We start from the raw sequence: 14,557 nt of genomic DNA, 5'->3' as shown, positions 1-14,557 counted from the left end.
TCGACTTGAGTTGACAATTTACAGTTAGAAAAATTCTATTGGGATAAACGCTTAAATAAATCGTAAAGAAAAATTTCCCAGAAAACTTTCACCAATTAATAAATGAAACTTAATTGAAATTTTTCCTAATCTAATTCATTATTAACAATAGACAGTCTTTAAGTAATCCTGGATACCAGATTGCGAAGAAGAAATAAATTCTATTAAGGAAGTCGTTTATGACGGAAGAAAACATTACTCGTATTAATTTAAATGGTAAAGAGTTGATCCTAATCGGAACGGCTCATGTATCGAAGCAAAGTGCAGAGCAAGTTAAAGAAGTGATCGAAAGAGAGAGACCTGATTCAGTTTGTATAGAGTTGGATGAACAACGATATCAGTCTGTTATGGATAGCAATAAATGGAGAGAAATGGATATTTTTAAGGTCATTAAAGAGAAGAAAGCGACATTACTTTTGATGAATTTAGCGATTTCTTCATTTCAAAATCGTTTAGCAAAACAATTTGATATTAAACCTGGTCAGGAAATGATTCAAGGGATTGAATCAGCAAAAGAGACAGGTGCAAATCTTGTGTTAGCTGATCGAAATATACAAATTACTTTTTCCCGAATTTGGCATAATATCGGGCTGTCTGGTAAGGCGCAACTTCTTTCTGCGATTTTCTTAAGCATTTTCAGCAAAGATACGATTTCTGAAGAAGACCTTGAAAAAATGAAATCTCAAGATACGCTAAACACGATTCTTGCTGAATTCACGAAATCATTTCCAAAGTTAAAAACACCGTTAATTGATGAACGAGATCAATATTTAGCTCAGAAAATTAAGGATGCACCTGGAGATAAAGTAGTAGCGGTTCTGGGAGCGGCACATATTCCTGGAATTAAAGTAGAAATTTATAAGGAACATGATTTAGAAGTCTTGTCTCAAAAACCTCCTAAATCCATTGTTCCAAAAATTATTGGTTGGGCAATTCCACTGCTCATTATTTCAGTTATTGCTTATACTTTCTTTGCTAATCCTTCTGCTGGTTTCGATCAGGCGTTAAGCTGGATTTTGTGGAATGGAACCTTAGCAGCCATTGGTGCTGCTGTTGCTTTTGGACATCCACTGGCCATATTGTCAGCCTTTATTGCAGCGCCAATAACCTCACTATATCCACTGCTAGCAGCTGGTTGGGTTTCGGGAATTGTTCAAGCCTATATCCGTCGACCGAACGTTGGGGACTTTGAGACGCTTTCAGAAGATGTGTTTACTATAAAAGGGTTTTGGGACAATAAGGTCACGCGCATCCTACTTGTGGTCGTCCTAACCAACTTAGGAAGCACTTTAGGAACTATTATTGGAGGAACCGAGGTCATACGGGTCTTCTTAAAAAGTTTTTAGAAGAGCACTGTTTTACAATTTAAAAGTAGGCCAAACGAGTATTTTTCGTTTGGCCTTTTTCTTTTGTAGTTTATGGGGAGATGGGCGAAAAGTAATAAACATAGCCAGTTGGAAAATGCTGATTATGTCTTACATATTGCCAAATCAAACGTCAATCTCTACTTATGTATTTTCTTATTAAATATATTTGCCAAGTGCATCATTATAATTAATATAAGCTGTATAATATATAGTGTACAACGCACAGTATTAAAGATGAGGTGAATATATGAGCAATCTTCAAAATTCATTGACCACTGAATTACGTAGAGGAACATTGACACTGGCTGTTTTAAGCCAGTTACGGACTCCCCAATATGGCTATTCTCTCGCCCAACGCCTGGAGAGCTGCGGTATTACGATTGACCAAAGCACGCTCTACCCATTGCTTCGCCGCCTAGAAAGACAAGAACTAGTGACGAGCTCGTGGGATAAAACTGAAAGCAGACCGCGCAGGTATTATGTGCTAAATGAATACGGTACAGAGACTTTCGAACAACTGAAAAACGAATGGGAAAAAACTTCACAGGAGTTATATCTATTGTTGAAAGGAGAGAATCATGTTGAAACAGATTGATTTGTATATTCAGGAAGTCACGCGAAGGCTCCCCGAAGAAATGAGGGAAGATATTGCACTGGAGTTGCGTTCAACAATCGAGGATATGTTACCTGAAGAGGTATTAGAAGAAGATGTTAAAGCTATCCTTTCACAACTTGGAAATCCTGCTGTCTTGGCAAATGGTTACTTGGATCGACCAATGCATCTCATTGGTCCGAAATACTTTGATGTATATACAAGTTTGTTAAAAATTATTATACCGATTACATTAGCGATTTCGCTTATAACGTTGATTGGCAAGACTATTGTCACTTCTACCGGAGAAGAGGCACTTTACAGTATAATTTTTAGCATTGTGTCAAAAGGAATTTGGCAACTTCTTATTACAGGTATGCAAACAGCTTTTTGGATTACGTTAATCTTTGCCATTATCGAACGAACGGACAAAGTTAGAGACAATATTCCATTGACCATGAACTTCAAGAAATGGACACCGGACGATTTAAAGAATATCTCGTACATTCCAAAGAAAAAGGCCATAACAAAATTACATGTGTTTGGCAGCTTTTTGTGGACAGCGATTTGGGCGTCCGTTTATTTCAATGCGTCGAGTTTATTCGGTATTTACGAAAGTCAATCAGATGGCTTTAAGTTTATTTCATCTGCTTTCAATCAAGAAGTTTTATTTTCATATTGGCCTCTAGTGACGCTAGTTATTGTTTTAGAAGTAGCTTTTGCTATCTACAAAGGCTTTGCAGGACAATGGACGAAGAAAGTCGCTGTGGTAAATGCGCTTTTACAAATGACTATACTTGTCGCTTTCATCGTTATTATCAGCAACAACGAGTTATGGAATGACACATTCCTAACCTACATTAATGAAACAGCCCAATTCACAGAACAAGTCAAAAATTGGGCTTACCAAAGCATCATTGTTACTTTTATAATCTTTACCGTAATCGACATCATTGAAGGTTTTCGTAAGTCTAGGATTACAAAGAAGTACTTTTGAGGGGGAGAAGATCACTCAATAGTTAAAGCATTAGTAGTATTAATGACAGGTAATTACTTTAATCTATTGCAGCTTTGTAAGTATCAACTACTAATTGTTTCACTCCACCAGGATTCAAGTTATGGTGGCCACCAGTTGCCCTGTCAGCACCATAATATGCTGCGGTTCCTGGTGCTTTCCACTGTAGGCTGTGTCTTCAATTGAAACGTGCAATCCTATTGTTGTTCGTAGAATTGTATTTGGGGTAATACAAAATTCTCACCATTTGGACCTTACGCCGTTATAACAGACGATCACATTCTCAAAAAACCCTAGTATTGTTTGCTAACTAAATAATGTTTAGCAACAGCTATGAATAATGCCCACTTATTAATTAATTGCATAAGATAATACAAGGTGTCAGAGAAGGGGGTGTAAAATAACGATGGGATTATATATTAATACAGGTAAGCACCCGGACATTTTGAAAAATAATGGGCATATTGTTGATCAGAATCAATCATTTTTTAAAAGGGACCACTTATCTGAACTATTAATGGAACAACAAAAAACGAATGAGACACTTAATCAGTCATTTAGTGAACTGAAAGATTTATTCGAAAAGCAGGAGTCGAAACAAACCTCGCATTGGAAGTACATTCAAAAAGGAATTAGTGAACAGAAGAAAGTAAACTTTCAGCATAGGAAAGTTGATAATCATGTGTTGGAGTGGTTAAAAGAATTAGATGCAAAAGATTCAAATCTCCAAGTGACTTTGGAAAATGATTTGTTATTAAAACAAGAGTTGATGAACACAATGGAAACATTGAGTCATTCAAATCTAGAGGTTGTAACTGAGTTGGATAAGGTGGGATTGGCAAACGAGGTACTTGATTTAAAAGTAAATGAGCAGCTTGATTTGCAAAAACAAATAACTCAACAAATATCAAAGCAAGAAGATACGCAAAAAGTATTATTAAGTCGACTGGATAACCAAGAGGCATTAACGGAGAAAATCTTAAGGCAAATCGATCACTTTCGTGCTATTCTTTTCGAAAGAACCAGTTATCTGGCAGAAAAAATAGACACGGGTTATAACTACACGACTTCCTATTTTTCAAAATTAATGACTGGGGATCAATCACTAACACATTTTTTGCTTAATAAAAAACAAAAAGAAAATAATAAAGATTCAAATTAAATATTATTTCATTGAAAAATCCAGCAATTTTCTTAGTTGCTGGATTCCTGTTTTTCTTTTCATTTGTGTATTATGTCTTAATATTTTTATCTAGATAAGGATTTATGATCTGAAATCGCTTCTTGTTCTACGCGATCAAGAAAATTATAAATCACTTGCTCACCTTTTTTTCCACTACCAAGTTTTAGCATTACTCGCCCCACAAAGTTTATGCCAATATTCGACCCTGAATAAATAAATTTGGTCTGTTGTTCACTAACTTTTTCCAACGTAAATGCTAGATTCATTTCGAATGCATTAGCAAGCTGAAACTTTATTCGCTTATGTTTGCGATTTACAGTATCTTCAAATTCAACGATTTTTACCACATAGGATTCTTGTTGTTTTCCTTCTCGATACGTTTGTTCGTAGGTAGATCCAAGCATTTCAGGGTTTTTATCAATCCACTTATTTTCGACTACTTTTGGCATAATACGTAGCGCTTGTTCTTCTTCAAATAAAGCCCAAACAATGTTGATAGGTGCATCTAAAACGCGTTCTTTTTGCCACTTCATTTAATTGGTTCCTCCCATCCGTGTACCATATAATCTATCAATATTTGTTTATATCAGTTCAAACAATGGATTGATATTTGAATCTGCTGCAATATGTTCGGGATAAATAAAACCCATTGAATCACGTGGGAATTCTATATTTAATTGCTTAAAGCATTCGTCAACGAATTCTGAACACGTATACTCCTCATCATCTTTGTGTCTCCCAATACCTAAACCAATGCGTGCAATAATCTTGGCTATCTCGTCTTTATCATAATTTCTATTAAGTAAATTTACAGCTTTTTCAAGCATGTTGCTTAAATTTTCTTGATTAAAATTAGGGCCATTGACTGTTTCGTGTCGCCCTACATACAGTTCTCCATTATATTTATTCTTGCTATTTTCATAATTGTGAAGGTAATGTGAAAGAGAAACCGCCCTGACACCATCGTCTTCAACACTTTCTAATACAAGTAATTGATCATTCCAATAAAATAATACACCTGCATGACTAAATATAGAGCCTGAAGCTTTTTTTATTAGTGTACTAACTAAATAGCGGCCACTACAAAAAAGAATGTCACCGGTCTTAATTTCTGTTATTGCTTGCTCATAAGAAAGTTGGTTTAACCCGTTAAATTTACTGGTTCCCATAAATAATCCTCCTCTACTTATTATTTAATTTAGCTAGTTATATGCAATAACTTAAAATAACAAAAACCACAGAAAAACCACAGAAAAACCGGGTATGATTAAGTGAACAAAAACATTATCAATACAGAGGATTTAACTATGGTACACAAGTAGATTTTATCATAGCGCAACGCTTATTTACACATCTCTCTCCTTCCTAATCGATAGTTTAAAGGGAAAGGGATGGATGAAAACAATAAATTAAAAGAGCGAACTCTAAAAAATTCTAGAGTTCACTCCTTTTTGGTCATCTTATCTTCTTGCCTTATTTACACTTCAATTATAATCGGTAGGATCATTGGATTTCTCTTTGTTTTGGCATATAAGAATTTGCCTATTGTAGCTTTAATACTTTGTTTCAGCACATTGCGTTGATTGCCATTTGCACCTTGAGCGGTCTGAATGGTCGTAGTAACTAATCGATCGACTTCATTCAAGAGTTCTTCTGAATCACGAGCATAGACAAAGCCTCTCGAAATCGTATCCGGACCTGTAATAATTTGACCATCCGCTTTACTAAGTGTAATGACGGTCACCAACATGCCATCTTCAGATAGTAACTTACGATCTCGTAACACAATATTTCCAACATCACCGATACCTAAACCGTCTACGTAAATGTTCCCAGCAGCTACACTCCGTGTCTGACGAGCAATTGAGTTATTAACATCGACTACATCGCCATTTTTAATAATAAAAATATTTTCTTTTTCCACTCCCACAGATTCGGCTATTATTCGGTGTTGATGTAGCATTCTATACTCGCCATGGATAGGGATAAAGTATTTAGGCTTCATTAAAGTAAGCATGAGTCTCAGTTCTTCTTGGCAGGCATGTCCTGAAACATGCAAACCTGTGTCATGCCCTGAACCGTAAATCACTTTTGCTCCTAAAAGAAATAAATTATCGATAATACGGGAAACACCTACTTCATTACCAGGAATGGGGGTTGCTGCAAATATAACGGTATCACCTGGCAGAATAGCTGCTTGTCTATAGTTGGAGGTGGATAAGCGGGAAAGAGCTGCCATCGGCTCACCTTGGCTTCCTGTGCATAAAATAGCCACTCGCTCTGGATCCATCTGATTGATTTCATTGGCTTCAATTATCATGCCTTCTGGTACATTCAAATAACCTAGTTTTATGGCGACAGACACGACATTCACCATACTTCTTCCGAGTAATGCCAGTTTGCGATTTGTCTTTTGTGCAGCATCTACTACTTGCTGAACTCGATGGATGTTTGAAGCAAAGGTAGAGATGAATACTTTGCGACTGGCTTTGCGGAATGCATCTTCAATATGTCCCCCTACAAGGCTTTCAGATGCGGTGAAACCTGGACGTTCTGCATTGGTACTTTCTGATAATAAGACAAGAACTCCTTTTTTCCCAATCTCAGCCATTTCATGAATATCTGCATGTTCATCATTAACGGGCGTTAAATCGAACTTGAAGTCACCAGTATGTACGATTGCACCTTCAGATGTGTGAAAGACAATCCCCAAACAATCAGGAATACTGTGATTGGTTTTAAAAAATGTACATTTTATCGTATTAAAATCGATTATTGACTGTGAGTCAATTAGATGAGTTTCGGTTGCCCTTAAAAGTCCATGTTCCTTTAATTTAATTTCAATTATTCCTAATGTGAATCTTGTGGCATAAATAGGTATATTCAATTGCTTTAAAAAGTGAGGGATACCACCAATATGATCTTCATGCCCATGAGTCACAATTAGAGCTCTAATTTTGTCTTTATTTTCTTTTAGGTATGAGATATCCTGGATAATTAAATCAATTCCAAGTAAACTTTCATCTGGAAACTTAGAACCACAGTCAATGATTAATATGTCATCTTCAACTTGTAGGACATACATATTTTTTCCAATTTCATTTACGCCACCTAAGGCGAAAATTGATAATGTATTTTCTGTTGTATTCAAAATAAATCCTCCTATATCAAATGACTATTTAAAGTATTCCCATATACGTTTCTATTTATGAATATGTAATTAAAAATATAATTTTTTCGCATCCTGTTTCCGTCGTCTTATTTAGTAAGAACTTATAAGAGATGAGTGGATGATATGAAAAAGAAAGTAGTCATCGCTGGGTTCTTCCTGAGAGGTTAGAGAAAGAGGGATTTATATTTACATTTAATAAAATTGACAATGCACTACAACAAATAGTGAAAAATCCAAGTTATTGATTTTCTTGAGATTAAAAAACTATAGTACAACTATTATCATTGATAATAGTTGTACTGATAAAACACACTTTCAGCTGATTGTAAATGGCACAGGTAGTGTGTTTTTTACTAGTCTTTCTTCTTTCAAACAGCAAAAAGAAGAAGTGAGAAGTTGACTAGGTTTCAACAAGTCGTTCCCCAGGTGCATAGACTATTGTTAAAACCAACTATATAAAGGGGAATACTCAGATATGATTCATCCGCACACAGAACTACGTTTTATGAATGATCAGATCGGTTTTGGGGTATTCGCTACTCAATTTATCCCAAAGGGGACAGTGACGTGGGTACTCGATGATCTAGATCAAACTCTGGAACCACAATATGTTGATACGGTGGATAAATACAGGAGCGAAATTATAAAGAAATATGCGTATCGCAACCAACATGGTAAATATATTCTTTGTTGGGATTTAGGAAGGTATGTGAACCACAGTTTTCATGCTAATTGTATGGGGACAGCTTATGAATTTGAGGTTGCCATTCGGGACATTCATCCAGGGGAGCAGTTAACAGATGATTATGGAACATTAAATATTGATGAGCCTTTTGAATGTTTTCCAGAAGCAGGTACGGAACGAAAGTTAGTATATCCAGATGACCTCCTTCAATACCACAAAGAATGGGACCTAAAAGTAATTGAAGCTTTAAAATATTTAGAGGAAGTTGAACAACCACTACTTTCTCTTATTAGACAAGAATTCATGGGGAAAGTAAGAATGGCAGCCACAAAGAATATTTTGTTGGATTCAATTAAATGCCTTTATTATAATCGTCAAGATCATAGGTAATATATAAGTTATTTTGGACCATGGTTGATTATGGTCAATATTTCGCTACTTAAAAGCGTTAAAACCCATCAGAAGGTTTTGTCGCTTTTTGGTTTGAGAAGATTTTACTTAAACGTTATTACTTCTATATGAATTGGATAAGAGGGGGATATTTTGTAATTTAAATGTTAATAATAAGTAGATCACATATCCTTCTAAGGGGATTTTTAACATGATTGAGAAAGTTAAAATATCACAATATCAATTCGCTATATTAGTCATGATGTTTACAGTCGGGAGCTCCATATTAATAATACCAGCTGGATTAGCTAAAGAAGCTAAAGAAGATGCGTGGATTGCGGCACTACTTGGAATAGGTGTAGGAGTCGTTTTAGTGTTTTTGTATAGTGCATTAGGAAACCGATTTCCTGATATGAACTTGGCTGAATACAGTGAAGTTATTCTTGGTAAGTGGTTAGGTAAGTTAGTAAGTATTCTATATTTTTCCTTTTTTTCCTCCTTGCTGCACTTGTGTTACGCAACATAGGAGATTTTTTGCGTACATTCCAACTACCAAATACTCCAATTATTGCTACTCATATCCTTTTTTTAATATTGGTTATTTTCACTTTGCGACTAGGACTAGAAACGTTCTCTCGCACTGCAGAATTTTCGTTTCCGTGGTTATTGCTTCTTATTCTAATTTTAATCCTTTCTATTGCGCCACAAATCGACTTTAAAAATTTACAACCAATGTATGCGGAGGGTGTAAAGCCTATAATAAGAGCTTCTGTATCCTTTATTGGTACTCCTGTTTTAGAACTTGTTGCATTTTTAATGATCTTTCCTGCAATTAATCGATTACAAGGAAGTAAAACAGGATTTTTAGCAGGATTTTTGTTCGGTGGAGGAATATTACTAATTACATCTTTACTTACAGTCCTAGTTTTAGGTGCTGATTTGACAGGAAGATCAATGTACCCGTCTTATGAGTTGGCTAAAAAAATAAATGTAGGTGACTTCATTCAACGCGTAGAAGCATTAGCATCATTTACTTGGATTCTCAGTATCTTTATAAAACTGTGCATCTGTTTTTATGCATCCGCAGTATGTCTGACTCAGACGTTACAGATAAAAAATGATCGTAGTGTCATTATTCCCTTAGCAATAATTTTGCTTATATTGTCAATTATTGCATATCCAAACACGGCATACTACATATCTTTTGTTAATAAAAGTTGGCCGGCTTTAGCTTTGATATTTGGACTTTTTCTTCCTTTATTATTATTAGTTCTCAGTATGATTAAGAAAAAAAATGTTCCTAAATCTTAATAATTTAAATATAAATTTGTCACTTATTTGGCAAAGTTGAGTAGGAGCGAAAGACCTGTTATAAAAATGAATAAATTGGGGTGATTTTCATGGGGTTTTTTAAAAAAAATAAATACAAAATAGAGTCTACTTCCTATTACTCAACCTCAAATTCAACTACACAAGCACCTGTGGAAGATTCGGAAAATGTACTAAATAGTAGCCTTAAAGAAAATTTGAAGAAAATAAAAGATGCGCTTGGAAAAAGCACTGATATCGTTATACGAGAGATTCAAATAGGAAAAAATGGCTCCATCAATGCAGGTATTATTTACACAGATGGCCTAACAGATACAACTTCCTTGCAAGATTTTATTATGCGAACGTTAATGCTAGACATTCAAGATGCAAATGCAAGTCAAAAAATAGTCCCTGATCCAAATCTTATACATGTGATAAAAAATACAGTTCTGCCAGGATCCAAAATTAATGATTTAACCGATTTTGATGTTCTATTTACTTCACTGTTATCCGGAAATACGATTTTTTTAGTTGATGGATATGCACACGGTCTAGTTATTGATAATAAGCATTGGGAAGAGCGTGGGGTTACGGAACCTATTTCACAAACGGTGGTTAGAGGACCTCGAGAAGGTTTCTCTGAAAATGTACGTACTAATACCGCGTTAGTCCGACGGAAAATTAAAGATCCAAATCTTTGGGTCGAAACAAAAGTACTTGGTACATACACAAAAACGAATATTGCTATTATGTATATAAATGGAATTGTAAATGAAAAAATAGTGAAAGAAGTCCATACGCGTTTAGATCGAATCAATATCGATGGAATACTTGAAGGAGGCTATATTGAGGAGTTAATTGAGGATTCACCGAATTCACCATTTCCAACTATTATTAATACTGAACGCCCAGATGCAGTAGCTGCGGCACTTTTAGAAGGACGTATAGCCATATTAATAGACGGGACACCATTTGTGCTTATCGTCCCTGCATTATTTGTCGAATTCTTTCAGTCGCCTGAAGATTATTACCAGCGAGCATTTATCGCTAGTTTGATTCGGTTTCTTCGTTTTATTGCATATGGAATAGCTTTGCTAGCTCCAGCCGTTTTTATTGCGCTTACAACATTTCATAAAGAAATGGTACCGACTGCATTATTGATGAATTTATCACAACAACGGGAAGGTGTGCCGTTCCCAGCTTTTATTGAAACGTTAATCGTAGAAATTACCTTTGAAATTCTACGAGAAGCAGGAGTAAGAATGCCAAGATCAATCGGTCCAACCATGTCCATTGTAGGGGCTTTTGTCCTTGGAACGGCAGCGGTAGAAGCTGGTATGATTACAGCTGCTACGGTAATCGTGGTATCCATAACAGCCATCTGCAGTTTTGTATCGCCTATATACGATATTTCAATTGCTGTACGAATGTTGCGTTTTCTACTTATGGGTCTCGCAGCTTCATTTGGTTTATTTGGAATTATGGTCGGTTTAATTGGTATCGTTGTTCATTTATGTAGTTTGCGTTCGTTTGGAATCCCATATATGGCCCCATTGGCACCGTTTAACCTTTCAGATCAAAAGGATACGCATATTCGAATGCCAATATGGAAAATGACAACACGTCCACGTTTAGTCAATCAGCAAAATGTGGTTAAACAGCAAGACCCTTCTTCTGCAAAACCAAAGCCAAATGAAAATTGAAGGAAAGAAGAGAATGTCAATGAAAAAAGGAATCATTCTATTAATAATTTGCAGTGTTATTCTTACAGGTTGCTGGGATCGAAGAGAAATAAATGAGGTGGCAATAACAGTGGCAATAGCAATTGATGAAGCTGATGGTCAATCTGATAATAAATACTTGATTTCTGCTCAAATTGTTGTACCTCAGGAGGTATCTGTTGAAGGAAGTAAAGGGAGTGCACCTGTGGTTAGCATAAAAGCGGAGGGAAAAACAGTATTTGAAGCCACTCAAAAACTAGGAAAGCAATCGCCGAGAGAAATGTATCCAGGGCATCTTCGAGTATTGATAATTAGTGAGGCTGTAGCAGAAAATGGAATTGAAGAAATTTTAGATTTTTTTCAAGAAACCGGGAATTAAGGTCAGATTTTTTTATTTTAATTGCCAAGGGCATGAAAGCAGAAACTCTATTAAATGTAATGACGCCACTTGAAACTATACCTGCAAATAATATGTTTAACAAGGTAAATGTAGCATCTGAATTTTGGTCTTCAACTAGAGGGGTGACTATGGATGCCTTGATTAAGGATATTGCCAATGAAGGAAGAGAAGCGGTTGTAACGGGTATTGAAGTTTTTGGAGATCTAGAGATAGGTAAGACTAAACAGAATACGGAAGCGATTGAGCCACCAGCGGTTATACGCCTAGCTGAATTAGGGGTGTTTAAAGACGATAAGTTTGTTGGCTGGTTGACGGAAAGAGAGAGTACAGGCTACAACAAGATTACAAACCAAGTAAAAGGTGCAGTAGTAGATATAACTTGCCCTGATGGTGGAACAATGGCTATTCAATTAAAAAAATCTAATGTCGAGATCAAAGGCAAGGTGAAAAATGGAACACCAGAAGTGGATCTAACTCTTCATTCAAAGGGAGCTATCGTGGAGGTGAATTGTGATTTAGATCTTACGAAACCCGAAACTATTAGCATGTTGGAAAAGCTCTATAAAAAAGAGATAAAAAAAATCCTTGAGACATCTATTAGCACTTTGCAGGAAGATTTTCAATCGGATATTTATGGGTTTGGTGAAGCTATTCGTCGAGATGATCCAAAATCTTGGAAAAAACTTAAAGGTGATTGGGACCAGGAATTTTCTAATTTACAAGTGAATATAAAAGTAGATGCGAAAATTCTCCAGACGGGCACTATAAGTAACTCAAAAAAATAAATAAAGAGGACTAATGAATCATGATAAAAAGTTTAGCAATTCTTCTTGTAGCAGGTGCAATTGCTTATTTTGAAGTTCCACCTCTTTTGAAAGAAAAACAAAAAAAAGATCTCGTTGTTTTTTCCATTCTTCTTATAATAGGAGTTGTTTTGAGTATTTTTTGGGCACTAGACAAACAGATTCCAAATCCACTTGACTTCATTACATTTATATTAAAACCATTAAATGATTTTATTTCACAGTTGGTAGAGTAGGAAAACGATTAATGGTTTAGTTCAGAAGGACATCATCTTAAAGCCAGCCTTTTAGATGCAGTGTTTGAAAATAAGAAGAGGATACATCCTATTTTGAGATAGGATGTATCTTCTTTTTATTTTGTTGAATTTTCTTTACACATACACTATGTTCTTGCATATAATATCCATTTACTTATTTATTCGGATTTGTTAAGATTCCGATATGTGGTCTGTCGTCAGACAACCAATGAAGTGATATTAATTCTTAAGAAAGCGTTCTCTTATCAAAATCTATTACGAGGTGACATAGGTGAATAATATTATTTGGGGAATTGGTGGGATATTTGTTGTCTTAAGTATCGCATTTCTATTATCTAGTGCAAAAAAATCCATTAATTATCGAACTATTTTAGGCGGTTTAACGATTCAAATCATTTTCGCATTTACTGTGTTGAAATGGGAAGCAGGAAGAGCAGGATTAGTTTGGTTTTCTAATAAAGTACAAAATATAATTGGTTATGCTAATGAAGGAGTTTCATTCCTATTTGGACCAGCTGCGGATGTTAAGAATTTCGGGTTTGTCTTTGCTTTTCAGGTTTTAACAGTTATTATTTTCTTCTCGTCCTTAATCTCAGTATTGTATTATTTAGGCATAATGCAAGTATTAATCCGCTTTATTGGTGGAGCACTATCATGGTTACTTGGAACAAGTAAAGCTGAATCGATTTCGGCAGCAGCGAATATTTTCGTTGGACAAACAGAAGCTCCTTTAATAATTCGTCCATTCATTGCTAAAATGACGAAATCCGAACTATTTGCAGTGATGACAGGTGGACTAGCATCCGTCGCAGGTTCTGTTCTTGTTGGATATGCATTACTGGGTGTGCCTCTTGAATACTTACTGGCAGCAAGCTTTATGGCTGCACCTGCAGGGTTAATCATGGCCAAATTAATGATTCCAGAAACAGAAGTACCAGATGAAACAGAATTTGAGATGGAAAAAGATCAAGATTCAGTAAATGTCATTGATGCTGCAGCTCGGGGTGCCAGTGACGGTCTTAAACTGGCATTAAATGTCGGTGCCATGTTGCTAGCGTTCATTGCGTTAATTGCGATGGTTAACGGTATTTTAGGTGGTATTGGAGGCTGGTTTGGATACGACTCTATATCACTTGAGCAAATTCTCGGTTTTGTCTTCGCACCAATTGCTTTTGCCATTGGTGTCCCGTGGTCGGAAGCTGTGACTGCAGGTAGTTTCATTGGACAGAAACTTGTTTTAAATGAATTTGTTGCATATGCTGCATTTGCTCCGGAAATAGCAAACTTGTCACCAAAAACAGTAATCGTAGTTAGTTTTGCACTATGTGGTTTTGCCAATTTAAGTTCGATGGCCATTCTTCTAGGTGGATTAGGTGCACTTGCTCCCTCTCGCCGTTCAGATATTGCAAGACTAGGTTTACGTGCTGTAGCTGCAGGGATGTTGGCATCTTTACTAAGTGCTGCTGTTGCAGGTATGTTTATTTAAACGAATAAGGTTAAATTATATTGGAGTGCCTGGTGTAATAAATAACCGGTACTCCATTTTTTATGATCGAGAACACCAAAATAACCACCCTTTACATATGTAAAGGGTGGTTATTTTAGTGTGCCCAGCATGGGCG

General features: G+C 35.9%; 13 protein-coding genes and 2 pseudogenes. 12 read left to right on the top strand and 3 right to left on the bottom strand.

Annotation, left to right across the window (positions count from 1 at the left end; all coding sequences use genetic code 11):
* Positions 1–218 precede the first annotated feature (218 nt).
* From C406_RS0115900 to C406_RS0115885, 4 genes are all read left to right on the top strand, one after another.
* Positions 219–1,385: a TraB/GumN family protein gene (locus tag C406_RS0115900; protein ID WP_017381649.1), complete on the top strand. Its 1,167-nt coding sequence runs from the start codon at positions 219–221 to the stop codon at positions 1,383–1,385.
* Positions 1,386–1,653: 268 nt separating this feature from the next.
* On the top strand, positions 1,654–2,001 hold the full coding sequence (locus C406_RS0115895; protein WP_017381648.1) for a PadR family transcriptional regulator: 348 nt from the start codon (positions 1,654–1,656) through the stop codon (positions 1,999–2,001).
* Positions 1,985–2,995 carry an HAAS signaling domain-containing protein gene (locus C406_RS0115890; RefSeq protein ID WP_017381647.1) on the top strand — a complete coding sequence of 337 codons (1,011 nt, stop codon included), beginning with the start codon at positions 1,985–1,987 and terminating at the stop codon, positions 2,993–2,995. The genes C406_RS0115895 and C406_RS0115890 overlap by 17 nt, the downstream gene beginning before the upstream one ends.
* A gap of 424 nt (positions 2,996–3,419) precedes the next feature.
* Positions 3,420–4,175, top strand: a complete 756-nt coding sequence (locus C406_RS0115885; RefSeq protein WP_017381646.1) for a hypothetical protein — start codon at positions 3,420–3,422, stop codon at positions 4,173–4,175.
* A gap of 86 nt (positions 4,176–4,261) precedes the next feature.
* Here the strand turns inward: C406_RS0115885 and C406_RS0115880 are convergent, their stop codons facing one another.
* From C406_RS0115880 to C406_RS0115870, 3 genes are all read right to left on the bottom strand, one after another.
* Positions 4,262–4,729, bottom strand: a complete 468-nt coding sequence (locus C406_RS0115880; RefSeq protein ID WP_017381645.1) for an SRPBCC family protein — start codon at positions 4,727–4,729, stop codon at positions 4,262–4,264.
* Positions 4,730–4,777: 48 nt separating this feature from the next.
* Complete coding sequence (locus C406_RS0115875; RefSeq protein ID WP_017381644.1) at positions 4,778–5,365, bottom strand: YiiX/YebB-like N1pC/P60 family cysteine hydrolase; 588 nt, start codon at positions 5,363–5,365, stop codon at positions 4,778–4,780.
* 308 nt (positions 5,366–5,673) lie between these two features.
* Complete coding sequence (locus tag C406_RS0115870; protein ID WP_017381643.1) at positions 5,674–7,347, bottom strand: ribonuclease J; 1,674 nt, start codon at positions 7,345–7,347, stop codon at positions 5,674–5,676.
* A gap of 176 nt (positions 7,348–7,523) precedes the next feature.
* Between C406_RS0115870 and C406_RS21290 the strand changes: the two are divergent.
* The 8 genes and pseudogenes from C406_RS21290 to C406_RS0115840 all read left to right on the top strand — a co-directional run.
* Positions 7,524–7,613 (top strand): annotated as a pseudogene (locus C406_RS21290) (hypothetical protein); the annotation flags it as partial.
* Positions 7,614–7,843: 230 nt separating this feature from the next.
* Positions 7,844–8,443, top strand: coding sequence for an SET domain-containing protein (locus C406_RS0115865; protein ID WP_017381642.1), 600 nt, complete (start codon positions 7,844–7,846; stop codon positions 8,441–8,443).
* Between the two features lie 211 nt (positions 8,444–8,654).
* Positions 8,655–8,969, top strand: coding sequence for a GerAB/ArcD/ProY family transporter (locus C406_RS21115; protein WP_051005515.1), 315 nt, complete (start codon positions 8,655–8,657; stop codon positions 8,967–8,969).
* 8 nt (positions 8,970–8,977) lie between these two features.
* Positions 8,978–9,754 (top strand): GerAB/ArcD/ProY family transporter, encoded by a 777-nt coding sequence (locus C406_RS19695; protein ID WP_051005514.1) that lies wholly within the window; start codon positions 8,978–8,980, stop codon positions 9,752–9,754.
* 89 nt (positions 9,755–9,843) lie between these two features.
* Positions 9,844–11,457 carry a spore germination protein gene (locus C406_RS0115855; RefSeq protein ID WP_017381641.1) on the top strand — a complete coding sequence of 538 codons (1,614 nt, stop codon included), beginning with the start codon at positions 9,844–9,846 and terminating at the stop codon, positions 11,455–11,457.
* A pseudogene (locus C406_RS21420) lies at positions 11,402–12,660 on the top strand (Ger(x)C family spore germination protein). Before C406_RS0115855 ends, C406_RS21420 begins: the two are co-directional and overlap by 56 nt.
* A gap of 20 nt (positions 12,661–12,680) precedes the next feature.
* Positions 12,681–12,914 (top strand): hypothetical protein, encoded by a 234-nt coding sequence (locus tag C406_RS0115845; RefSeq protein WP_017381638.1) that lies wholly within the window; start codon positions 12,681–12,683, stop codon positions 12,912–12,914.
* A gap of 292 nt (positions 12,915–13,206) precedes the next feature.
* Positions 13,207–14,421, top strand: coding sequence for a NupC/NupG family nucleoside CNT transporter (locus C406_RS0115840; RefSeq protein WP_017381637.1), 1,215 nt, complete (start codon positions 13,207–13,209; stop codon positions 14,419–14,421).
* Positions 14,422–14,557 lie beyond the last annotated feature (136 nt).

This window comes from Paenisporosarcina sp. TG-14 (assembly GCF_000297555.1).
Lineage (GTDB): Bacteria > Bacillota > Bacilli > Bacillales_A > Planococcaceae > Paenisporosarcina > Paenisporosarcina antarctica.
Note: the sequence above shows the minus strand (reverse complement) of the source record. Positions and strands in the feature narration are given on the sequence as shown.

Coding starts and splice junctions, on each gene's coding strand:
- C406_RS0115900 (WP_017381649.1), top strand. CDS start 219: ATGACGGAAGAAAACATTACTCGTATTAATTTAAATGGTAAAGAGTTG.
- C406_RS0115895 (WP_017381648.1), top strand. CDS start 1,654: ATGAGCAATCTTCAAAATTCATTGACCACTGAATTACGTAGAGGAACA.
- C406_RS0115890 (WP_017381647.1), top strand. CDS start 1,985: ATGTTGAAACAGATTGATTTGTATATTCAGGAAGTCACGCGAAGGCTC.
- C406_RS0115885 (WP_017381646.1), top strand. CDS start 3,420: ATGGGATTATATATTAATACAGGTAAGCACCCGGACATTTTGAAAAAT.
- C406_RS0115880 (WP_017381645.1), bottom strand. CDS start 4,729: ATGAAGTGGCAAAAAGAACGCGTTTTAGATGCACCTATCAACATTGTT.
- C406_RS0115875 (WP_017381644.1), bottom strand. CDS start 5,365: ATGGGAACCAGTAAATTTAACGGGTTAAACCAACTTTCTTATGAGCAA.
- C406_RS0115865 (WP_017381642.1), top strand. CDS start 7,844: ATGATTCATCCGCACACAGAACTACGTTTTATGAATGATCAGATCGGT.
- C406_RS21115 (WP_051005515.1), top strand. CDS start 8,655: ATGATTGAGAAAGTTAAAATATCACAATATCAATTCGCTATATTAGTC.
- C406_RS0115855 (WP_017381641.1), top strand. CDS start 9,844: ATGGGGTTTTTTAAAAAAAATAAATACAAAATAGAGTCTACTTCCTAT.
- C406_RS0115845 (WP_017381638.1), top strand. CDS start 12,681: ATGATAAAAAGTTTAGCAATTCTTCTTGTAGCAGGTGCAATTGCTTAT.